This is a genomic window from Luteolibacter sp. SL250 (genome assembly GCF_026625605.1).
Taxonomy (GTDB): Bacteria; Verrucomicrobiota; Verrucomicrobiia; order Verrucomicrobiales; family Akkermansiaceae; genus Luteolibacter.
Window position 1 is genome coordinate 1,392,276 of record NZ_CP113054.1, and the last position, 22,506, is coordinate 1,414,781.

Here is a 22,506-nt window from a genome sequence, read left to right on the forward strand (position 1 = left end):
GGGTGATGGAATATGAAAAGCAAAACGCTGAAAGCCAGTGTGATGGCCGGACTGGTGGGCCTTTCCTTCGTGACCGCGGCCAACGCCCAGTTGGAAGGCATCGAGGAGGCGAAGTCGGGCTGGAATTCCTTTTATTTCGCGGGCTACAAGATGAAGGGTGCTGACGTCGGCTTCGATACCGACGGCAAGGTGGACATCATCCCGATCGGCAAGAACCGCGAGCGCATGACCACCAACTACTTCATCCCGCTCAAGTATGAGATCCGGGACGTGGCGGCGGATGGCAAGGTCACCGTGAAGAAGATTGACGTGGATTCCCTCACCAGCGAGTCCAAGCCCACCGCGAAGCCGGACAAGATTCTGGTCAAAGGCAAGACGGAGGAAGGGGATACGACCTTCGAGCTTTATTATGAAGTCGCCCGCGGCAACGTCCTGGTGGGCGGCCGCATCGTGGAAAAGGGCGCCCTGGCGAACCCGAAATTCGCGATCACCATCGTGATGCCGAAGGTCTATGAAAAGGCCCCGGACGACGAGAAGGCATTCAAGAAGCGGATCGCTGACGATTTCCTGCAGGTGAAGCTGCTCGACGGCAAGAAGGCGAAGGTGGAGGCGGACGAGGAGTTCGACATCACTTCCGCGGAGTTCACCGGTACGGGTGTCTCCCAAGTTGAGTTCCTGATCGACGAACTGGGTGCCCGTGAGTTCACGCTCACCGCTTCACCCGGATCGAAGATCACCGCCGCCAACAAGCAAGGCAGCCCCTTCTACAACGGCCTGAATTTCACCTGGGAAGCGGACCCAACCGCTGATGCCAGCAAGGCACGTCTGGCCATCGGGGTGAAATAACCCTCTCCGGTCTCCCTTTCAGGGGATCCGAGTACACTTCGCTTCAGAATCTGAACGAGGAGTACACTCGGATCCCTTTTTTGTTTCCAGAGTGCCTAATTTCGGGATAAATCGTCCGTGAAATCTTAATAAATCGCCTTGAGCAAGCGGTCGGATCTATTCGTAGGTTGTTGTAACTTGCTTATTTTAAATAAAATAAATTTTTATTAAAGATCGGTTAGTTTGGAATTGACCCTAAAGTGTATCTCAGTGTACTTTCGCAACACTGAAGCAAACGCCAGGTCAATTTCGTGAGCCAAGCAGGTCAAATATTCCGGGGGTCATACTCCTACAAGATGGATCCGAAGAATCGGGTCTCCATCCACCCGGATTTCCGGCCGGCTCCGGGGGAGAAGGTGTTTCTTCTGAGCGCGGAGACCTACGAAATGCCGGTCCTGCGGGTTCTCAATACCGCCGAGTATGACCGCCGTGTGGCCATCGTCCGCAACAGCGACAAGTCGGAGAAAGACAAGACCCGCATCCTCGGCAAATTCGCCTCCCTCTGCCACGAAGCGTCCATCAACGACCAGGGCAAGCTCCTGATCAACCGCGACCTCGTCGATGAGATCGCGATTGAGCCGGAGGGCACCATCTGGCTCGTCGGCCGCCAAAGCTACTTCGAAATCTGGTCCGAGAAAAACTACGTCAGCCTGCGCAAGATCGAAAAAGGGCAGGACGATGACGACCTCGGCATCCTCGACTGAATCTCACCCACACCACACCCACGGCAGCAATGCTGTTCACCCCACCAACTCCGGCGTTCGACGCGGTCCACCATGTGGCTCCGGCCGATGGCGCGCGGACTCCGGAGTTGGGAACATTTTCAATGCGCTGCGGCGGCCTCCTCGGGACAGGAGCCACCGTGGCGACCCATACGGACGCCCGCACCGCTTCTGGCTGGTTGTCGGGGCGGCGTCCGGAATCTTTCCAGGCTGGGCGTCGGAAATCTCTCGGGACAGAGTTTCCAACGCTTTTCAAAACGATGGTCCGCGCCGCTTCTGGCTGGTTGTGGGCGCGGCCATCGGAAATTTTCATCGCACGGCAGGCCGCACCGCTCGGGACAGCGGGACGGGTTGCCAATCCATCGGATGTCCGCACCGCTCCTGGCTGGTTGTCGGCGCGGCGTCCGGAATCTTTCCAGGCTGGGCGTCGGAAATCTCTCGGGACAGAGTTTCCAACGCTTTTCAAAACGATGGTTCGCGCCGCTTCTGGCTGGTTGTTGGCGCGGCCATCGGAAATTTCCATGAGCGCGGCGGAGGCCCGCTCCGATGGCGGCTACCACCTGCCGGTGCTGCCGGATGAGGTGGTGGAGTGGTCTGGCGCAGGTCCGGACACCTTTGTCATCGACGGCACCCTCGGTGGCGGCGGCCACAGCGAGCTGTTCCTGAAAGCCGGTGCCCGCGTGATGGGCGTGGACCGGGATCCTGAGGCGCTGGCCCATGCCCGCGCCCGCCTCGCGGCGTTCGGCGCGCGTTTCACCTGGTGGGAAGGGAATTTTTCCAAGGTGATCGACTCTCCCGCGATCCAGTCCGGTGATCTGGCGGATGTGCTGCTGATGGACCTGGGTGTTTCCTCCCGCCAACTGGATTCCGCGGCGCGCGGCTTCTCCTTCCAGAAGGACGGTCCGCTGGACATGCGCATGGGACCCTCCAGCCCGCGCACCGCGGCGGACGTGGTGAACACCTGGCCGGAAGCGGACTTGGTGAAAATTTTCTTCGAGTTCGGCGAGGAGCCGAAGGCGCGCCGCATCGCCGCCGCGATCGTGAAACGCCGTGCGGTCCGTCCGTTCACCACCACGCTGGATCTGGCCGGCCACATCGAGCAGACCATCGGCCGCCATGGCCGCACGCATCCGGCGACCCGCGCTTTCCAGGCCATCCGGATGGCGGTGAACGAGGAACTGGAATCCCTCGCCGCCGCCCTCGAGGCCGCGCCTTCCGTCCTGAAACCGGGGGGCAGACTTTGTATCATCACTTTCCACAGTCTGGAGGACCGGATGGTGAAGCGGTTCCTCCGCCACCGCTCGACGGAATTCCTGGATGAGCCGGGGTGGCCGGAGCCGAGGCCGAATCCGGACTACCAGTTCCGGCTCCTCTCCAGAAAAGCGATCGCCCCGACCGCTGCTGAAATCTCCCTGAACCCGCGAGCCCGCAGTGCCAAACTGCGGGTTGCACAGCTTTTGGCCCCCAACGCATGAACCGCCGCAAATCCGCACCCCGCCACCACGGATCGGTCTTTTTCGCCATCATCCTCGGCCTCGCCATCGCGGCGGCCGGTGGGGTGTTGCATGCCTACTACAAGAACCGCCAGATCCAGATCGCCCGTGAGATCGACGCGATCGAGCGCCGGATCGGCCAGTACCAACTGGACATGCAGACCATCACCTACCGGTCGGACCTGCTTCTGCACCGTTACGCCATTTCCGAGCGCCTGAAGGAAAATTCCTCCACCCTGCGCCCGATCCCACTTCTCGTTGTCGAAGAGGTTGACCCCGTGCCTCCGGCACGCAATAGCGTCGCCGCCGCCGCCACCGCCGCCGTTCCCTGATTCCGTGAGCCGTAGTTTCCAAAACCGCAGCATCGTCCTGTGCCTGGTCCTTGTGACCGGGCTCAGCGGGTTGTCCGCGAGGTTGGTGCAGATCCAGTTGGTGAACCGGCAGCGCTACGCGGAAAGCTCCGCGAAGGCGTTCCAGCGGACGGAGCGCCTGCCCGGCACGCGTGGCATGATCGTGGACCGCCACGAGGAGCCGCTGGCGAAGAGCATCCCGGTCTCCACCGTCTTCGTTGACAAGAACCACCTCAACGATCCGAAGCTGGCAGCCTACGGTCTGGCCTATCAGGAGGCCAGCAGCACGACCCCCGGCTGGGACAAGCTGCCGGAGAGCGACCGGCGCAAGCTCATCAACGGCCTGCGCGGGGAGATCCTCTCCCGCTACCGGGAGACTCCGGAGGTCATCGTGCAGCAGCACCTTTCCGCCGCGGTGGGTATCCTCGCCCGGCCGCTCGGCATGCGCCGGGATGAGATGCGGGAAAAGATCGAAGGCTCGAAAGGCAAGTGGCTGCCCATCGCCAAGGACCTGCCGGAGGACGTCGCGGACCGCCTGCGTGAGGCGGTGGAGCAGAACTGGCTCCAGGGCTTCGAGTTCGAAAGCTCCATCAAGCGCTGGTACACCACGCCGAACATGGCGACCCACCTGATCGGCTTCACCGGAGAGGTGGAGAAGACGGATGACGAGGGCAAGACGAAGACCAGCGTGGTCGGGCGTTTCGGCATCGAGAAGGCGCTGGAGGAATACCTCGCGGGCCGCGACGGCTGGCGCAAGCACAAGCGGGATGCGCGGGGTCTGGTGGTTCCCGGGAACTCCGGCAGCATCATGCCGCCCAAGGCCGGATGGAACGCGCAGCTCACGCTGGACATGGGCCTGCAGGCCATCGTCGAGGAGGAACTGGACGCCTGCCTGAAGGAATTCAAGACGCAGAAGGGCACCATCATCCTGATGGAGCCCAAGACCGGCGAGGTGCTCGCGATGGCGAACCGCCCGCATTTCGATCTCAACCACAAGCAGAACATCGCCGAGGCGAGCTGGAACTACGCGATCCAGACGACGTACGAGCCGGGTTCAACGATCAAGATCATCGCCGCGTCCGCAGCGCTGAACGAAGGGCTGGTCACGCCACAGACCTCCATTTTCTGCCACAACGGCCTCTTCATCGACGGCTCGGTGAAAGTCACGGACAGCCATCCGGCGGGGCAGCTCACCTTCGAGGGGATCCTGCTGAAGTCGAACAACATCGGCACCTACAAGCTGGCGCGTCAGGTGGGGATGAAGCGGTTCTATGAGTACATGGACCGCTGGGGCTTCGGAAAGAGGACTGGAATCCTGCTGAGCGACGAGAGCCGCGGCTACATCCGCAACACCGGAAACCCGACCGACTTCTCCCGGACGTCCTACGGCTACGCGGCGGCGGTGACCCCGCTGCAGATGGCGAGCGCGTATTCGGTGGTCGCCGGTGACGGCAAGCTGCGGAAGCCCCGGATCGTGAAGGCGCTGGTGGCAAACGACGGCACCATCGTCCAGGAATTCGCCGAGGAAGTCGTCAACGAGGTGCTCAAACCCGCGACGGCGAAGAAGATGCGCACCGCGCTGACCAAGGTGACGGAAAAGGGTGGCACCGCGACCCGCGCCGCGGTCGAAGGATTCAAGGTGGCGGGCAAGACCGGCACCGCGTGGAAGCACCGTCCGGGTGGTGGCTACGATCCCACCCGCAAGATCACCTCCTTCATCGGCATGATGCCGGCGGATGATCCGGCCTTCGTCTGCGCCGTGGTCATCGACGAGCCGCATTCCTCCGTCGTCAATGTCGCGGGTGGCACCGTCGCCGCCCCCGCCTTCAGCAAGATCGCGGCCCGTGTCGCCATCCACATGAATTTGAAGCCCACCGAACCCGTCTCACCCCCGTTGGCCAGTTCCAATCAACAATGATCCTCCGCGACCTCATTTCCAGCCTTTCCAAAGTGACCCCGACCGGGTCGCTCGACGTGGAGATCCAATCCATCACCGCCTCTTCCCGTGAAGTCCGGCCCGGCGCCCTGTTCGCGGCGATCCGCGGCACGACGACCGACGGCCACCAGTTCATCCCGTCCGCCATCGAGGGCGGAGCGGCGGCCATCCTTTCGGAGGCCGCGCCACCGGCGGACTACACCGGTCCTGCGACATGGCTGCATGTGCCCAACAGCCGGAAGGCGGTCGCCGCCATCGCCTCGGAGTTCTCCGGACATCCGTGGAAGGATTTCGCCCTCGCCGGGGTCACCGGCACGAACGGAAAGACGACGACGACTTTCCTGATCCACCACATCATGAAGACCGTCTGGCACCGCGCGGGCCTGCTCGGCACCATCCAGACGGATGACGGGGAGAAGGTGGAAACGGCGAAGCACACCACGCCCGGCTCCATCGAGCTTTCCGGTCTTTTCGCCCGCATGCGGGACAACGGCTGCCGTGGCGCGGCCATGGAGGTTTCCTCACACGGCATCCACCAGAACCGGATCGGCAGCGTCGGCTTCGACGCGGCGGTTTTCACGAATCTCACGCAGGATCACCTGGACTACCACGGCACGATGGACGCCTATTTCGAGGCGAAGCAGCAGTGGTTCCTGGATCTGGCCGCGGACCCGCTCGGCAAGAAGCCGGTGGCGGTGGTCAACTTTGACGACGCGTATGGCGCGGAGCTGGTGGAGAGCCTGGACGGCAGGCTTCCGGTCATCCGCTTCGGCTTCGGCGTCCACTGCGACTTCCGCGCGAACAACCTCCGCCAGAGCGCGAAGGGCATGGAGTTCGAGCTGACGGCGAAGGGGAAATCCTACCTCGTCCGCTCTCCGCTCATCGGCCGGTTCAACGCCTACAACCTCCTCGCCGCCATCGCCGCGGCCAGCGCCTGTGGCATCCGCCCGCGTGAGGCCATCGCCGCGCTTGCGGAGTCCCCGCAGGTTCCGGGCCGCATGGAGTATGTCGGAAACGCGGGCGGGGCGACCGTCTTCGTGGACTACGCCCACACGCCGGACGCGCTGGAAAATGCCTGCCGCACCATCAAGGATCTGAACCCGCGCCACCTCATCACCGTCTTCGGTTGCGGTGGGGACCGGGACAAGAAGAAGCGCCCGCTGATGGCGGAGGCCGCCGCCCTCCACAGCGACGCCCTCATCATCACTTCGGACAACCCGCGCTCGGAAGATCCGCTCGCCATCATCAAGGACATCGAGGCCGGTGCCGGTGGCAAGACGCACCGCAGCATCCCGGACCGCGCGGAGGCCATCGCCTTCGCCGTCCAGGCCTCCCGCTCCGGAGACATCATCCTCATCGCGGGCAAGGGTCACGAGCCCTACCAGCAGTTCGCCGACAAAACGATCGACTTCGATGACCGGAAGCACGCCTCCAAGGCGTTGCGGGACCGCGCCCAATCCATCGCCGACCAACGATGAAACCCCTGACCGCCAGCGAAATCGCGCAGATCCTCGGCACGCAAGTTGCCGCGGGAGACCCTGTCGCGCTCGCATCGGCCGGTGTTTCGACGGACACGCGCAAGCTGAAGCCGGGTGTGGCGTTCTTCGCACTGAGGGGGGAGAACTTCGACGGCGACCGGTTCGCGGAGCAGGCGCTGCGTGACGGCGCGTCCGTGGCGGTGGTCCATGCGTGGAGCGGTGAGGTGCCCGCTGATTGCGCCGTGATCGAGGTGAGGGACACCCTGCTCGCGCTGCAGATCCTGGCCCACTGGTGGAGGAAGCAGCTCGACATCCCGGTGGTGGCCATCACCGGCTCGAACGGGAAAACCAGCACGAAGGATTTCACGAAAGCGGTCCTTTCCCAGCGCTTCAACGTCTCCGCCACGGTGGGGAACCTGAACAATCACATCGGCGTGCCGCTGACGGTTCTCTCCACCACGGAGGAACACACCGCGGCGGTGTGGGAGATGGGCATGAACCACTCCGGGGAGATCGCTCCGCTGTGCGAGATCGCCCGGCCGAAGTACGGGATCATCACCAACATCGGCACCGCCCACATCGAGTACCTCGGTTCCCGCGAAGCCATCGCCGAGGAAAAGGGAACACTGGCGCGGGCACTGCCTGCGGACGGGAAGCTGTTCCTGCCCGCGTGCTGCGACTTCAATGAATACTTCCGCCAGCGCACGCGCGCGACCATCATCCCGGTGGGGAATGGCCGCGGCCAGGTGCGTGCGGAGGACCTGCACTTCGATGCGGACGGCACGCGTTTCTCGCTGGTGATCCATGGTCTGGAGCCCGTGCCGGTCAACCTGCCGGTACCGGGCCGCCACATGGTGACCAACGCGCTGCTCGCCGCTGGAGTGGGCTGGAAGCTGGGCCTGACGGCGCAGGAAATCGCCGCCGGGTTGTCCGGCGCGGTGCTGACCGGAGGCCGCCTCCGCAGCTATGACTACGAGGGCATCAAGGTCATCGACGATACCTACAACGCGAATCCGGAATCCATGGCCGCGGCCATCGACACCCTGGCGGACACTCCGGTGACGAACGGCGCGCGCCGCATCATCGTCCTCGGGCGGATGGGTGAGCTTGGCCCGCATGCGCCCGCCGCCCACCTGAAGACCGGGGAGCTGGCCGCTTCGAAAAGACTCACCGTCATCGCCGTCGGCCAGGGTGCCGAGGGCATCGCCGCCGGAGCGGGTGACGCCCCGCATTTCCAGGATCTGGCGGAGGCCGCCGACTGGCTGTCGCGCGAGGCAAAGCCGGGCGACGCCGTGCTGTTCAAGGGCAGCCGCTCCGCCACCGTCGAGAAGGTGATGAATGCCGCATTTCCCCGTAATAACTGATGCTCCCCGCGATTTACGATTTCTGGTACCAAGCGTTCGAGGCTGAGAAAGCTTCCGGCAACCAAGGCTGGGCGCACACGTTCTCGTTCCTGAACCTCTTCCAATACGTGACGTTCCGTGCGGCGTGCGCGGGTATCCTCGCGTTCCTGCTGTCGATCGTCTTCGGCCCGCGGGTGATCCGGAAGCTGATCTCGCTGAAGGTCGGTCAGCCCATCCGCAACGCGGAGGAGGTCCACAAGCTCGCGGAACTGCATGGCGGAAAGATCGGCACGCCGACGATGGGCGGGGTGCTCATCCTGGGCAGCGTCCTCATCGCCACCTTCATCTGCGCCCGTCCGTTCAATCCCTTCGTCGCGGTCTGCGCCTGCACTATGGCGGCGTGCGGCCTGCTGGGCTTCTGCGATGACTACAAGAAGGTGAAGGAGAAGAAGTCCGACGGCCTGAGCAGCCGCCAGAAACTGTTCTGGCAGCTCGTCATCGCGGTGGTGGCCGCGGCGTTCATTTTCTTCAAACCGGAGATCTCCGGCTTCGGTGCGACGGACGCGCAGCGGCTCGAAGGGCTGGCGGGGTACCGTCTGGGCCAGCAGCCCATCGGCATCGGTGCCATCACCTTCCCGCTGATCAAGTCGCCCATCGTGGATCTCGGCTGGCTGGTCATCCCGTTCTTCGCCTTCGTCATCATCGGCTGCTCGAACGCGGTGAACCTGACGGACGGGCTGGACGGCCTGGCAACCGGCTGCACCATCTCCGTCGCGCTGTCGTACGCGGTGCTGGCCTACCTGGCCGGGCATTTCTACATGGCCGCCGAATACCTGGTCATCCCGCACAACCGCTACATCAGCGAGCTGGCGGTGTTCATGGTGGGACTGGTGGGGGCGGGCTTCGGCTTCCTGTGGTTCAACTGCCATCCGGCGAAGGTCTTCATGGGTGACACCGGGTCGCTGGCCATCGGCGGCGCGCTGGGCACCGCGGCCATCTGCACGAAGCAGGAGCTGCTGCTGGTCATCATCGGCGGCGTGTTCGTGATGGAGGCGATGTCGGTCATCCTCCAGGTCGGCAGCTTCAAGCTGCGCAAGAAGCGCATCTTCAAGATGTCGCCGATCCACCACCATTTCGAACTGCTGGGCTGGCATGAAAGCCAGGTGATCAACCGTTTCTGGATCATCTCCATCATGCTCGCGCTGTTCGGTCTCGCCCTTCTCAAGATCGCCTGAACCATGAGTCTCTCCGGAAAACATGTCGCCATCCTCGGTGCCGGCCGCAGCGGCCGGGCCGCCGCCGCGCTCGCGCTGCGCGAGGGCGCGCGGGTGAGCGTGTGGGACACGGCGGGTGCCGCGGCTTTCTCCGGCATGCCGGAGGGCGTGGAGATCCATCCGGAAGCGACGGAGGAACAGGGGCGCGCGTTGGTTTCCGACGTGCTGGTGGTCAGCCCGGGCATCGACACCTACGGCAGCTACGTCGCCGCGTTTTCCACCGGCACCGGAGAGGTGATCGGCGAGGTGGAGCTGGCGGCGAGGTATTTCACCGGCCGCATCATCGCGATCACCGGGACCAACGGCAAGACGACCACCACGGAACTGGTGGCGCGCATCCTGGCGCATGCCGGGCTGGATGGCGTGGCCTGCGGCAACTACGGCGTGCCGTTCGCGGAGGTCATTCTCACAGGCAGGCCGCCGGCGGTGGTTTCCCTGGAGCTGAGTTCGTTCCAACTGGAGACGATCCGCACGCTGCATCCGGTGGTGTCGATCTGGCTGAACTTCGCGCCGGACCATATGGACCGCTACCCGACGGTGGAGGCCTACCGCGCGGCGAAGCTGCGTATTTTCGAAAACCAGATGCCGGAGGACACCGCCGTGGTGCGCGCCGGTGAGGATCTGCCCGCCATCGCACCGGGCATCGTCAATTTTTCCACGACGGACCCATCCGTGGAGTGGTTCTCCGACGGACACGAGATCACCTTCAAAGGGGAGGTCGTGGTGAACCTGGACCGGGACACCGCGCTGCGCGGGCTGCACAATGCGGAGAACACGATGGCCGCATTCGCCGCATGCGCCGCGCTGTCCATCCCCATGCACGTGATGCGGGAGGCGCTGCACGGCTACGCGCCGCCGCCCCACCGCTGCGAACTCATCCGCACGCTGGATGGCGTGGAGTATCTCAACGATTCCAAGGCGACGAACCTCCACGCGCTGGAAAGCGCGCTGCGTTCCCAGACCCGCCCTGTGGTCCTCATCGCGGGTGGGAAGGAAAAGGGCCTGGACTACACGCCGGTGCTGCCGCTTCTGAAAGAAAAGGCGCTGGCAGCCGTTACCTTCGGACAGATCGCGCGTCCGCTCGGCGGTCTGTTCTCACAGGTGGTTCCGTGCCAGTCCGTCGTCACCCTGGCGGACGCGGTGCAGGCGGCGAGGGAACTCGCCCCCCGTGGCTCCACCATCCTGCTTTCACCGGGCACATCATCGTTCGACCAGTTCTCCGGTTACGAACAACGCGGCAACACTTTCAGGGATTTGGTCCACCAGCTTCATTGATCCGTTCATTCCACCCATGAAATCTCACACCCTTCCCGTCAAACGCACTCCTGCCAGCAAGGGCATCTTCAAACGTCTGAGCGCCGTCACCCGCAGCCGCAAGCAGCGCGCCGCGACCGCGACGGCGGACGACATGTTCGAGCATGACGACCACAGCTCGAAGATCTCCCGCGCGCTGACCATCATCTTCCTGATCCACATCGTGGTCATCGGGTTGATCTTCTTCCACCAGAAGTTCCTCGACAAGGGGGCGCCCGCGACGGAGGCGGTGGTGAAGAAAGCCGCGGTGGTGGCGCCCGCGCGGGAACTGCCGAAGCTGTCCGACGGCGGCCAGGTCCACCGCGTGAAGTTGGGGGACAACTACGACAAGATCGCCGCCGCGTATGAGGTGGACGTGGAGGATCTCCGCGCCGCGAACAACCACGTGGACATCGTCCCCAGCCTCCTGATGAAGATCCCGCCGCGCAAGGTGGTGGCGATGACGCCGCCCGAGGTGGAGGCGATCACCAACCCGGATGCGATCGAGGACAACGGTCTGGTGGAGGCCGTGCCGTTGGACACGACGGGTGCGCCGCGCGCCCAGCTCGTCCGCCCTGCGGGTGAGGCACCTGCCGCCCGCCAGACGGCCGCCGCCGCGCCGCCGGTGAAGACCTCCGCCGCATCCGGCCAGAAGTACGTGGTGAAGTCCGGCGACAACATCTGGCGCATCTCGAACAAGTTCAAGGTGGACCAGAAGGCCCTGATGCGGGCCAATGGCATCTCCGACCCGAAAAAACTGAAGCTGGGCATGACCCTCACGATCCCCTGATCCCCGGATGTTCCGCCACGCCTCCATCCTCCTCTGCCTTGCCGTCGCCGCGCTTGTGGCGCTCGGCCTGGTCATGCTCGCCAGCACCAGTGCCTGGGTGAAGGGGGTGGACGAGTCCTACATGTTCCTGCGCAAGCAGACGATCATGGTGGTGGTGGGCCTGGTGCTCGCCGTGGTGGCGGCGTTCATGCCGGGAGAGTGGATGCGGAAGATGGTTCCGTGGATGTGGATGGGTTCCCTGGTGCTGCTGCTGCTCTGCTTCGTGCCGGGCATCAGCGTGGAGATCTACGGATCGAAGCGCTGGATCGAAGTGCCGGTGCTGGGGACGTTCCAGCCGTCGGAGCTGGCGAAGATCGTCACGGTCATGTCGCTGGCGGCGTGGTTCGCCCGCTGGCAGACGGAGGTCACCACCTTCTGGCGGGGCTTCATCATTCCGGGCATCATCGTCGGCTGCCCGATCCTGGCGATCGCGGCGGAAACGGACGTCGGCTCCGCGTTGTCCCTGTCGGTTGCGGCGGGGGCGGTGCTCTACACCATCGGCACCCGGCTGAGCTTCATCGTCCCGACGGCTCTCAGCGTGATCTCGCTGGCGTCGGTGTATGTCTATCACAACGAAAACCGCTGGTCGCGGATCCAGGCGTGGCTGGACCTTGAGAATCCCGTCCACCAGTTGGACAAGGGGATGCAACAATGGCGCGCGCTGCTGGCGCTGGGCAACGGCGGTCCGTGGGGCGTGGGCCTCGGAAACGGGGTGGAGAAGTTCGGCACGCTGACCTTCGCCCACATCGACTTCATTTTCCCGGTCATCGGTGAGGAGCTGGGACTGCCCTTCACGCTCGGGGTGATCATCTGTTACGTGCTCATCGCGGTGGCTGGCACGGCCATCGCCGTGCAGGCGACGAATGTTTTCAACCGCTGCCTGGCCATCGGCCTGACGGCGGTGATCGTGGTTCCGGCGATGGTGAACATCGGCGTGACCACGGCGGTGCTGCCGAACGACGGCCTGCCGCTGCCCTTCGTCAGCTACGGCGGAACGAGCCTGGTGTTCAGCCTGGCGGCCGTGGGGCTGCTGGTGGGCATCCACCGGGTGTCGAACCAAGCTCCGCCGGGCGCCTTCCCGCTGGGCAAGGATACGCGGCTGTCGGTGAGGCTGTGAGGGGTAGCGAATCTCGTGAGAGATTCGGCTGGGTGAACGTCCCGTCATCCCATGATCCCGATTCCCTGATGGTCTGACCGATATCATCAGAGAGAGCAATGCCCGGAAACCGACCCCGCGGCATCAGACACTGCCCCAGCCGGACGCCATGGAATGGGAGCGGAGCGGACACAGCGGCTATGCCGCAATGGCGTCCCTGCCATCCACGGGTGAAACTTTCAGGCGGCGGCCATGCTCCAGGGAGTGGATCGACGCCCCGCCGAATCTCTCACGGGATTCGCTACATCTGCTCACAAAAAAAGCCGCATCCGGTGAGGGATGCGGCTTTTTGGAAGTTCTGTCCGGCGGATCAGCGCTTGGAGAACTGGAAGCGCGCGCGGGCGCCCGGTTGACCTGCCTTTTTCCGTTCCTTCATACGAGGGTCACGGGTGAGGTAGCCGAGGGGCTTGACGAGCTTGCGGTTTTCCGGATCGACCTTGGTGAGGGCGCGGGCGATCGCATGGCGGATGGCGATGGCCTGGCCGTGGATGCCGCCGCCTTTGACGACGACCTTGAGGTCGAACTTGTTCACCGCGGCGACGTGCTGGAACGGTCCGAGGATGGCGTTCTGGAGCTCGACGGTCGGAAGGTATTCTTCGAACGAGCGGTCGTTGATGATGATCTGGCCGGTGCCTTCGGAAAGCCAGACGTGGGCCACGGCGGTCTTGCGGCGGCCGGTGGCGTTATGAGTTGCGGTGGCGGACATGAGAGGTCGTTATTTGGAATTATTTGACGGCGTAGGCGACCGGAGCCTGGGCTTCGTGCGGGTGGGACTCACCTGCATAGACCTTGAGCTTGCCGTATTGGGCGCGGCCGAGGCGGTTCTTCGGGATCATGCCCCAGACGGCGCGCTCGACGAGGAGGACCGGGCGGCGCTCGCGGACCTTGGCAGGGGTCTCGACCTTCTGGCCACCGACGTAGCCGGAGAAGCGGGTGTAGATCTTGGCGGTTTCCTTGGCGCCGGTGAGGACGACCTGATCGGCGTTGATGACGACGACGAAGTCGCCGGTGTCAACGTGGGTGGTGAAAGTGGGCTTGTGCTTGCCGCGAAGCAGGCGGGCTGCCTCCACGGCGACCTGGCCGAGGACCTTGCCCTTGGCGTCGATCACATACCACTTGCGCTCGACTTCGTGCGGCTTGGCGGAAAACGTCTTCATGTGCGTCAAATAAGGAAATCTCCGCGCGGTTCGGCGGAGGGGCGGGCAAACTAGGGAGTGGCTTCTGGCGTGTCAACCGGGAAATATTCCGGCGGGGCGGGATTTTCACGGAAAACGGGTGATTTCACTCCGGGGCGTCGGTCGGGCGGCTCATGGGTGCGTTGATGGGCGGCGGCAGCGGGCCGGTGCCGGAGTCGCCGATGGCGGCCTGGGTTTTGATCGCCCCGGCGATGGCCTTGGCGAGCTTGTCACGGTAGGCGGGGGACTGGGCGAGGCGCGCCTCCGCGGGGTTGCTGAGGTAGCCGCACTCGATGAGGACGCAGGGGATCTCCGGATTCCGGGTGAGGCGGAGGCGGCGGCGGACCAGGCCACGGCTGCCTGCCTCCGACGGGCTGACGCTGGTCATGGCGCGTTGCAGACGCACGGCCAGGCCGTGGCTGTCCACCCGCCAGTAGTAGGTCTCCGGGCCACGGATGCCGGACGGGCCGCTGTTGTAGTGGACGCTGATGAGAATGGCGTCGCCATGGCGGTTGGCGCGGGAAACGCGGTCGTCCAGGTCGATGAACTCGTCCCCGGACCGCATGAGGATGGTGTGGAATCCACCCAGCTCCGCCTTGATGCGCCTGGCGGTGTCCAGAGCCAGTTCCTTTTCCTGCTGGCCGGTGTGGCGGCTGACCGCTCCGGGGTCTTTCCCGCCGTGTCCGGCGTCGATGATGACGGTGCGGAATCCCTTCGGCCCGGGACGGTGGCCCCAGTGGTCGCGTCCGGAGGAAGAGGAACCGGTGCCGGAAGGCGCGCCGCAGGAGGCGAGGAAGGCGGTGACGGCGAGGGCCAGAAATGGCTTCAAGGGGAAATCCATGGTGGAAGAGTGGAGGATCTTTTGCTGTTAGGCGAGCGGGGAAATGGGGATGCGGTTGGTCCGGACCGGGACCGCGGGATTCATCCCGCTTGGATTCGCTGGCTGGATTCACCGGGGCGGAATGAATTCCGCGGTCCCAGGCCGGAGCATCGGCGGTAAGCCGCCGCGACACTTTAGAAATTTCCCCGGACAGATTAGAAAAATGGTCGTTTCCGCCCCCTGAGCCGACTGCAAAATAACCCCGCCGGTCCTCGCACCCTCCCTGCACGCCCCGTGCAGCACCCTTGCAAGGCGCTCACGCCTCCACGTCCAGGTTGTCCTCCGGAGCCACCCTCAGCGCGTCCAGCAGGCTGCTGATGTTCTGCCTCGGGGCGAACCCGGCCTGCGCCGTCAGCATCCCCGTCCGCAGGTCGATCGACACGCTCACGATCGGGGCCTCCGCCGTCTCCCACAGTGGATCCACGTTTGCCCCGGTGATCTGCACCCGGTCGCCCGGCGCGGGCTTCCACGGCGCATCCGCCCGGAACACCAGCGACCCCGTCATCGGCGTCCAGTCCTGGGCCTCGAAATAGTTCTGCGCGAACCCCGGCGGCGGCTCCACGAATGCCGCCTGCTCCCCCAGCTCCTCCAGATCCGTGCCGATCTGGCCCTTCACGGCCTGCGCCACCTGCGCCGGGGTCTTGTTGATCGCCCACAGCGGCATGTCCGGTTTGTAGAAGTAGAATCGCCTCAACTGGCTCGGATTCTGCCCGCCCGCCTGGGTGAGGCTTGTGTTCGTGCCCGTGTAACCTGCGAATTCCCGCACCTTGCTCGATTGGTTGGTCTTCAGGTGTGACAGCCCGGCGTTGAAAGCCTGCCCCACGCTCGTTCCTCGGTACTCCCCCCGCAGCCAGACCTGCGTCTTCGTCGCCCCGGCCAGAGCGAGCTGCGCATCAGTGAAGGTGTTCGGCTTGATGGTGTGAAGCCCGAGCGTCCCTGGCTGGCTGCCATTGGCAAGCCGGATGGTCGCCGCCTCCGTCGGCACCGTCATGTCGTGCGGCGGCGGATTACCCTCACCCGGGTAGCGGTAGTAGTAGGTGTAAAATGAAAACGAGCTGTTCGCCACCCGCTCCATGGTGAACGACCCCGCAGCCAACGCCGCCTTGATCGCCGGGTCGATCTCCTTCAGCGCGTCCCACTGCGGGAACACATTCAGTAGCGCCGTCGCCGCGATCTGGTCAATCGCCGCCCCCTCCTCGCTCAACGCCTTCGCCGCCTCATTGTAGGCTTGGATCGCAGCCTGGAGAGACTCCCGGTTGAAGGCATCCGTCCGCTCGTAGCCGGACAGCATCAGGGAAATCTGGCGGCTCGCCTCCGCCGCCGTGTTGCCACCCGTCTGCGTCACCAGGGACGCCTCCGTGTAGCTCGTCCGGGACGCGTAGTGGATCGTCACCCCCAGCGCCCTGCGCCACTCCTGGGGAACCAGCCGGGCATCCTCCAGCCCGTGGCCCTCCACGTCCACGTCGATCACATGCGGAGCCGTCCGCCGCGTGAAGGTCAGCTTCGGCAGCGGGGCCGTGCTGTAGTCCATCCGCGTCCCCGCGTCCGGCACCATCTGGAGCATGAAGGAGATCGCCTCGGCGAATGACCGGCTCTTCAGCGTCGCCTTCGGTGCCGCGTAAAAGGTCGGCAGCGTCCCCGCCTGGACCGGCAGTCCCGCCGCCTGTGCCAGGCCCACCAGGCTGGACACCGTCGTGCCGATGCTCTGCGAAGGATACACCCGGTAGGGCCGGTCATTGGTCGCCCCGCCCAGCGGCGCGTTGGCCAGCTGCTTCCACACGCTTTCCGCCTGGAAGGAATACACGCCTGCCTTCAGTTGGAAGCCGCGCATCACCTTCCCGTGGAACAGCACCCGGGGCGTCGGCGTCGCGCTGTCGCGCAGCGTGATCATCTGACCGTCATCGATCAGGTGCGTGACCATGAATGCCGGGATGGAAAACGTCAGCCGGTCGATGTCCAGGCTCGTCAGGGACAGCGTCCCGTCCGTGATCCCCAGCTCCTCCAGCGTGCGCGGCGTCGCATCCAGCGACCGCCCCGCCTCGCCGATCAGATAATATGGTGGCGTGTATTCGATCATCGGAATTCCGGGGTCATGGAGTTCAACCGGCGCATGACCCCGTCGAACTTGTTGTTCAGCTCAACGATCTTCTGTTCCGTCGCGGTCAAACCGGCCGCAGCCTTGGTCAGTCCTTCGATGATCGTGTCATCCTTCTTGTCCATCGATCGGGAGAGTGCTTCGAGCGACGCGCGGATCGGAGCGATCTGCTGATCGTCCGGCGTACTGTCGTTCAGCATTTTGACGATCGCCTCATAGAGCCGCTTCGACTCGCCCTTTATCTTGCCGCCCCCCTCCTCGATCTTATCGAAGTTCTTCTTTACGTCATCAATAGCGTCCTTGGTCAGCTCAGCAATGATCTCGCGTTGCTTTCCAGCAGCCTCCTTCTGCCCCTCCAACGCTTTATCCTTCGTTTCCCTGATGCCCTCCGACGCTTCCACCTGAGATTTTTCAATCTGTATCCCCGCCTCCACCTTCGCATCAGCCAGACCTCTGCTCGCCTCCTGGACTTTGCGGTCCATATCCTCCATGGTAGCGGTCGCCTGCTGAATCTCTTCACGAGTTCCACCTCGCTCCTGGAGATCGAACAGCCTCTTAATGGCCACGCTCAATTCGGCTTCCGCTCCAGCTAGAGCGCCTTCCGCACGGGTCACCGCTTCATTGACCTCCGCCACCCGTGCCACCTGTTGGCGGACAATCTCATTGATCGCCACCACCGCCGGATCCTCACCGCTCGCCAGTGCTGCTTTGTCGGCTACCTGTGCCTTCGCTTCCAGCAGTTCCCGCCGCGCACGGAGGATGCCGATCTGCCGCTCCATGGCCGCCGTCTGCTCATTGATGCTGGCGAGCTGGTTGCGCAGCGCCCGGTTCGTCGCATCATCCGCCACGGATTTGGCATACGCATCATGGGCGGCCTTCGTCTTCTTGTAGAGGTCCTCCATCTCCCGGCCCCATTCCAGGGACTTCTCCAGCTCATCCAGACCGGCCAGGGAAACCATCGCCCCCTTCAGCTTGTCCAGCGGGCTGGTGATCCACTCCATCACCTCGATCATGGAGTCGGTCCACGCACCCATCTGTGCCTCGGACTGCGTCATCTCCTTCCGCAGTTCCCGGTAGCGGTAGAGCACCTCCATCACCGCGTCGGACCCCAGCTTCGCGGCTCCAGCGATCGCGGCCACACCGGCGGCGGCCGCCGTCGCGCTCGCCGTGGATCCGGCGGGAAGAAGTTCGGGACCGATGCCCTGGCTTTTCCCGGCAGCAGCCGCTTCCTTGTCCCGGGCGGCCACGCGCCGCTTCGCCTCCTCCACATCCTCCAGCCGTTGGATGTGCTGCTCCTCCAGCCGGATCTTTTCCTTCAGGGCATCCTGCTGTTTGACGATCGCCGCCGTCTCCTCATCGAGCTGCTGGCGGGCCGCCGACCGGCGTGTCTCCAGCTCGTTCTGGACCGCGATCACCTGCTTGGACTGCATCCACTGCTCCCGCTCCGCTTCGGTGAGCTGGGTCATCGTTGCCACGTAGTCCTCCAGCTCCTGGGTGGACATCGACTTCGCGATCTCCGCGTGGCTCTGGGCCACCGCCTTCGCCGCCGCAGCCGCCTGCTTGCCTGCCGCAGCGGTCGCCGCTGCCATCGACGATGAAGCCGTGCCCAGATCCTTGGCCGCATCCTTCGCATCGACCATCGACTCCTCGACGGCGTCCGCTCCGGACGTGTCTCCCTCCGTCTTCAGACGGAACTTGATGTCATTCTCGTTGGCCATGCTCGTGATCGTTTACCCTGCCCACACCGGGGAGACAGCGGGCGTGCCCGTGGCTCCGCCATACGGCGTCCACGTTTCCACTTCCCACGGATAGTCCGCGGCCTCCCCATTGAATCCTTTTCCAGCGCTGCCCTGGATTTTCCAGATCCCGCCGGTCCGCTGTACCGTCACATCCGCGTCGGTGAATACCAGATACCCGGAGGACAGCCCCGTCTTCGGCACGTTCCCGTTCGCCGCAGATGGATCAGTGATACCGGAAAGCGTGACCCCCCACAGCAGCGGCAGCGGGTCCGGTCCGGTGGGCGGTTCACCCACCACCACGGACGGCGGGTGCCCGGGCATCGCGTCGCCGCCATCAGGCACCAGAGCTGGCACATCACCCGGCGTGGCTTCCTCCGGATCCGGTGTCGCCGTGCTGACCACCTCCCGCTTGCCGCACGCACCACGGTATTCCGTGATCGTGACTTCCTTCCCGTTCTTCCGCTCTCTCAGCCGGGCCACCACACACGCCAGCACCCGGGCGTGGTGGTATTCATAGACGTTGCCGCCCTGGATGGAGTAGCGGAACTTCCCCTGCACGCCCAGCGGCATCGCCGCCGGGTGGTCCTGGCAATACGCCTCCGCCTCATGGTGCGTGTCATGCAGCACCCGCCGCGTCCACGCCGGGGAAAAGCTCGCGTTGCCCAGGGAGATCCCCGCCGCATACTCCGCGCCGATGGCACCGGCGGAGAAGTCCCCCTGCTGCATCGGCCACCGCACGTAGTCACGCATGCCGTCGTCGTAGTCCAGCAGCGTGATGGGATCACCCGTCACCGGCACGAACTCGATCTTGACCAGGCTGCGGATCATCAGAAAAACACGCCTCGTTGTGCCATCCTCATCCGGGAACGGGTGAGCGCGTCGATGCACTCACGGACGGACAGGCGGCGGTTCCACAGAACCAGCTCGGCGAACTCCAGGTCCGCGTCATTGCAGTTGCTGTAGTTCGCGTAGCAGTTCCCGATGCCCACGTTCCGCTCTACCGGATCCTTCGTCCCGGTGGTGTAGTCGTGGAACTCCCGGTTGCCCACACCGGAAAGCAGCAGGCCGAACTTCCCGGCACCCTCGCGGAATACCAGGCAGATCCAGGCTCCCGTTTCCCCGCCATTCATCGCGGAGGTGAAGGGGAGGTTGAAGGCGTTGAGGGTATTCGAAAATTTGATATGGCCTGCGAAATCGATCGTCAGTCCCGATCCCGTGAACGGATCCGCCGTCCCGGCGATGATCTGGTAGGTGCCGCCGACCACTTCCGTGGGCACGCGCAGCACCACCAGGATGGTCTGCTCGATCCCGTCCGGCATCGTGCTGACCAGCCCTTGCAGATGGGACCCCGGATCATCCTTGTGCAGGATGATGGAGGACTCCTCATAGGTCGCGGCGAGGACACCCGCCCGCGTCAGCACCTCGGAATTGACCAGTCCGGTCAGTGAGCTGCTGTCGGTGCCGAACTGCCAGTGGTCGAACGCGTCTTCCTCCAGCGGAACTTCGCCAGGGAGGATCACATCCGCAGCATCATGCCGCAGGTGTTTCACGGACCGCTTCGCATGTGGGGCCGCCCGTGGCAGCAGATGGGAAACCCCATCGATCCAGAACGCATCCGCCGTGGAATCACGGAGATTTCCCGACGCACCGTTGATGATGCCCGTGCCGTTGTTGTCCAGCGCATAGCGCACCTCCGTATCACCTTCCAGGTCCCTGGCCACCACGATCCTCACCCGGTCCTCCATGACCTCGATGGAGGAGATCGGCACCATCCCATCTTCGTCCTCCACCTGGAACCCATGGCTCGGAGTCGGCGGCAGCGCGGAACTGTCCAGGAGGAGCGGCGGCACCGGCACATCCCAGAACCAGATGATTTCACGGCCACGGCTGCTGGCACCCATCGGCATCAGCGTCCGCGCATCTCCATGTTCCGCTAGCTCACGGAGGGCACGCCCGGCGGCCCGCCCCGCCATCTGGGCACCCAGCGCGGAGTAATGGATGTTGTTGGCATGGGGCAGCGCGTAGGCAGGGGCCACCAGGTGGTGGTAGGGACTGCGCACGGCGGCCTCCAGTTGGGCCAGCGCCGGGCCACCACCCGCGTTGATGTGTGCGGACGGCTGGACCATCGGCAGGTGGAGGAAATCTTCGCCACCACCCAGCACCTGGCTGCGGAGGTCCGCCTGCAGATCCTCGCGGAGATCCAGCAGCTTTTCCAGGTAGGTGGCCTGCGCCATGGCACCGTCACTCTCACCCTGGACCCACACCACGGCCGCCACCGCATGGCTCACACCCGCACCTCCACTCAGTGTCCGCGCATGGCTCGCCCTGGACAGGAGGTCAGTGTAGGGGGCGGTGCCCTTGACCAGCTGGTTAATCCCGTAGCCACCGTAGCCGACGGCACTGAGGATCAACCGCGCCGCGCCATCCGTCGTGCCGGACTCCGTCCATTGCAGCGCCACACCGGAGCATGGCGTCTCTCCCTGGGTATCATCCGTGGATTCCAGCAGGGATACCGCCGTCACTCCTCCACCGCCCGCTCCGCGCACCCCGGTGGAGAATCGCAGCGCATCATAGACCGCCGTGGTGGTGAGCACCGGCACCGCATCGGATCCGGACGCATTGCTCTGGCCATAGAGGATGACATGGCAACGCTGGGCCACCGCCAGTGGGTGCCGCACCGCGAAATACCCATCGCCCCCGCCATTGAGCGCCGCCCGCCACGTGCGGGCGGGGATGTTCCCGGCATCCGTGTCCGCCTTGGTGGACGGCAGGAATCCCGCAGGCGGTTGGACAGGCACCTCCGGCATCACCTCCGGCGGCGGAGCCACCACTCCGCCAGGCAGAGATGGCCCTACGGACGGCGGAGCGGCGGGTGATGGCGCACTGCCGCCCGCCACCAGGGATGGCACGGTGCCGGGAGTGGGCGCATCGGTGTCTGGAACGGGCGACGGTGTGGGCATGACGGTGGTGGTTGGGTGTGGCGGGCTGCGTGGGGATCAGGCACCGGCGATGTTCTTCGGCTCAACGGATGCGATCGACGACGGGATCACCTCAAAGCGGAAGGCAGGCTTCGTCCGGTCCTTCGTCCAGCTCGGCGCGGCGTCCAGGCTGAAACGACCGTAGACCACGGCCATCACCTTCTTGACGTTGTTCTGGTCCCGTTGCTCGAAGTTGAGCCAGCCCTCCACGGCGCGGAGCTTGTCGGCGAACGGGGTGACCGGGGTGCCGTCGACCGGCGCGGTCTTCATCCCCCACGCGAGCTGCCAGAACATCTCGGAGGAACACTTCAGGGTCATCTTGATGATGTCCTTCACGATGTTGTTTTCCTCCTCCTTGTAGTAGCCGCCGTTGACCGGGTCCGGGCAGTAGTCCGGCTCTCCAGGTTCGTTGACCGCTTCAAAGGAGCTGTCCAGGACACAGCCCAGGGTCTTCCAGTTTTCCAGATCCTCCTCGTCTTCCGGATAGAATCCGGAATCCACGGTGTTCTCGCCGATGACGGTTCCCTTCGGGACGAAAGCCGCGAAGCAACCGATGATGATCTTCTCCAGTTGGTATGACATGATGGTGGTGGTCGGTGTGTGGTTGGTGGAATCAGACGGTGCCCAGGACCTTCACGTTGCCCTGTCCCTCATGGTAGGTGGCGACTTCCTGGCTGACCTTCAGCGTGCGGCCCGCCGCGGCGGTGCCTCCGGCGATCTTGATGCCGCCTTTCAGCACCTTCACCCACAGGAAGAGCGGCGCGGCGGCAGGTGCGACCTCAACAGCGGGCGCAGGCTCGGCGGGGGCTGGGGTGGTGTCGGTTGCCACAACTGCGGCGGGTGCTGCTTTGGCAGCAGTCATTCTGGCGGTCTTGCTCAT

General features: G+C 64.5%; 20 protein-coding genes. 11 read left to right on the plus strand and 9 right to left on the minus strand.

What is annotated here, in order from left to right:
* Window positions 1-12 precede the first annotated feature (12 nt).
* The 11 genes from OVA24_RS06135 (at window position 13) to OVA24_RS06185 (ending at window position 12,720) form a co-directional block, all read left to right on the plus strand.
* Window positions 13-846: a hypothetical protein gene (locus tag OVA24_RS06135; protein WP_267674311.1), complete on the plus strand. Its 834-nt coding sequence runs from the start codon at window positions 13-15 to the stop codon at window positions 844-846.
* A gap of 335 nt (window positions 847-1,181) precedes the next feature.
* On the plus strand, window positions 1,182-1,589 hold the full coding sequence (locus OVA24_RS06140) for a division/cell wall cluster transcriptional repressor MraZ (RefSeq protein ID WP_267674312.1): 408 nt from the start codon (window positions 1,182-1,184) through the stop codon (window positions 1,587-1,589).
* 539 nt (window positions 1,590-2,128) lie between these two features.
* Window positions 2,129-3,082, plus strand: a complete 954-nt coding sequence (rsmH, locus tag OVA24_RS06145) for a 16S rRNA (cytosine(1402)-N(4))-methyltransferase RsmH (RefSeq protein WP_267674313.1) — start codon at window positions 2,129-2,131, stop codon at window positions 3,080-3,082.
* Window positions 3,079-3,432 (plus strand): hypothetical protein, encoded by a 354-nt coding sequence (locus OVA24_RS06150; protein WP_267674314.1) that lies wholly within the window; start codon window positions 3,079-3,081, stop codon window positions 3,430-3,432. The genes rsmH and OVA24_RS06150 overlap by 4 nt, the downstream gene beginning before the upstream one ends.
* Before the next feature lie 4 nt (window positions 3,433-3,436).
* On the plus strand, window positions 3,437-5,368 hold the full coding sequence (locus tag OVA24_RS06155; protein ID WP_267674315.1) for a peptidoglycan D,D-transpeptidase FtsI family protein: 1,932 nt from the start codon (window positions 3,437-3,439) through the stop codon (window positions 5,366-5,368).
* A complete protein-coding gene (locus tag OVA24_RS06160) occupies window positions 5,365-6,864 on the plus strand; it encodes a UDP-N-acetylmuramoyl-L-alanyl-D-glutamate--2,6-diaminopimelate ligase (RefSeq protein ID WP_267674316.1) in 1,500 nt (499 codons plus the stop codon). Before OVA24_RS06155 ends, OVA24_RS06160 begins: the two co-directional genes overlap by 4 nt.
* Window positions 6,861-8,228 carry a UDP-N-acetylmuramoyl-tripeptide--D-alanyl-D-alanine ligase gene (murF, locus tag OVA24_RS06165; RefSeq protein WP_267674317.1) on the plus strand — a complete coding sequence of 456 codons (1,368 nt, stop codon included), beginning with the start codon at window positions 6,861-6,863 and terminating at the stop codon, window positions 8,226-8,228. The genes OVA24_RS06160 and murF overlap by 4 nt, the downstream gene beginning before the upstream one ends.
* Window positions 8,228-9,442 (plus strand): phospho-N-acetylmuramoyl-pentapeptide-transferase, encoded by a 1,215-nt coding sequence (gene mraY, locus OVA24_RS06170; RefSeq protein WP_267674318.1) that lies wholly within the window; start codon window positions 8,228-8,230, stop codon window positions 9,440-9,442. The genes murF and mraY overlap by 1 nt, the downstream gene beginning before the upstream one ends.
* 3 nt (window positions 9,443-9,445) lie before the next feature.
* Entirely contained in the window at window positions 9,446-10,756 is a 1,311-nt protein-coding gene (murD, locus tag OVA24_RS06175) for a UDP-N-acetylmuramoyl-L-alanine--D-glutamate ligase (protein WP_267674319.1), read from the plus strand.
* Between the two features lie 16 nt (window positions 10,757-10,772).
* A complete protein-coding gene (locus OVA24_RS06180; RefSeq protein WP_267674320.1) occupies window positions 10,773-11,564 on the plus strand; it encodes a LysM peptidoglycan-binding domain-containing protein in 792 nt (263 codons plus the stop codon).
* A 7-nt stretch (window positions 11,565-11,571) separates the two neighbouring features.
* On the plus strand, window positions 11,572-12,720 hold the full coding sequence (locus OVA24_RS06185; RefSeq protein ID WP_267674321.1) for an FtsW/RodA/SpoVE family cell cycle protein: 1,149 nt from the start codon (window positions 11,572-11,574) through the stop codon (window positions 12,718-12,720).
* 349 nt (window positions 12,721-13,069) lie between these two features.
* Here the strand turns inward: OVA24_RS06185 and rpsI are convergent, their stop codons facing one another.
* From rpsI to OVA24_RS06230, 9 genes are all read right to left on the minus strand, one after another.
* A complete protein-coding gene (gene rpsI / locus OVA24_RS06190) occupies window positions 13,070-13,465 on the minus strand; it encodes a 30S ribosomal protein S9 (protein ID WP_267674322.1) in 396 nt (131 codons plus the stop codon).
* Between the two features lie 19 nt (window positions 13,466-13,484).
* Window positions 13,485-13,916, minus strand: coding sequence for a 50S ribosomal protein L13 (rplM, locus tag OVA24_RS06195; protein ID WP_267674323.1), 432 nt, complete (start codon window positions 13,914-13,916; stop codon window positions 13,485-13,487).
* A gap of 124 nt (window positions 13,917-14,040) precedes the next feature.
* Window positions 14,041-14,775 carry an N-acetylmuramoyl-L-alanine amidase family protein gene (locus OVA24_RS06200; RefSeq protein WP_267674324.1) on the minus strand — a complete coding sequence of 245 codons (735 nt, stop codon included), beginning with the start codon at window positions 14,773-14,775 and terminating at the stop codon, window positions 14,041-14,043.
* Between the two features lie 295 nt (window positions 14,776-15,070).
* Window positions 15,071-16,891, minus strand: a complete 1,821-nt coding sequence (locus tag OVA24_RS06205; RefSeq protein WP_267674325.1) for a hypothetical protein — start codon at window positions 16,889-16,891, stop codon at window positions 15,071-15,073.
* Entirely contained in the window at window positions 16,888-18,627 is a 1,740-nt protein-coding gene (locus tag OVA24_RS06210) for a hypothetical protein (RefSeq protein ID WP_267674326.1), read from the minus strand. The genes OVA24_RS06205 and OVA24_RS06210 overlap by 4 nt, the downstream gene beginning before the upstream one ends.
* A 12-nt stretch (window positions 18,628-18,639) precedes the next feature.
* On the minus strand, window positions 18,640-19,476 hold the full coding sequence (locus OVA24_RS06215; RefSeq protein WP_267674327.1) for a hypothetical protein: 837 nt from the start codon (window positions 19,474-19,476) through the stop codon (window positions 18,640-18,642).
* Complete coding sequence (locus OVA24_RS06220) at window positions 19,476-21,608, minus strand: sialate O-acetylesterase (RefSeq protein ID WP_267674328.1); 2,133 nt, start codon at window positions 21,606-21,608, stop codon at window positions 19,476-19,478. The genes OVA24_RS06215 and OVA24_RS06220 overlap by 1 nt, the downstream gene beginning before the upstream one ends.
* A gap of 36 nt (window positions 21,609-21,644) precedes the next feature.
* Window positions 21,645-22,208 (minus strand): hypothetical protein, encoded by a 564-nt coding sequence (locus tag OVA24_RS06225; RefSeq protein ID WP_267674329.1) that lies wholly within the window; start codon window positions 22,206-22,208, stop codon window positions 21,645-21,647.
* Between the two features lie 31 nt (window positions 22,209-22,239).
* Window positions 22,240-22,506 carry a hypothetical protein gene (locus OVA24_RS06230; protein WP_267674330.1) on the minus strand — a complete coding sequence of 89 codons (267 nt, stop codon included), beginning with the start codon at window positions 22,504-22,506 and terminating at the stop codon, window positions 22,240-22,242.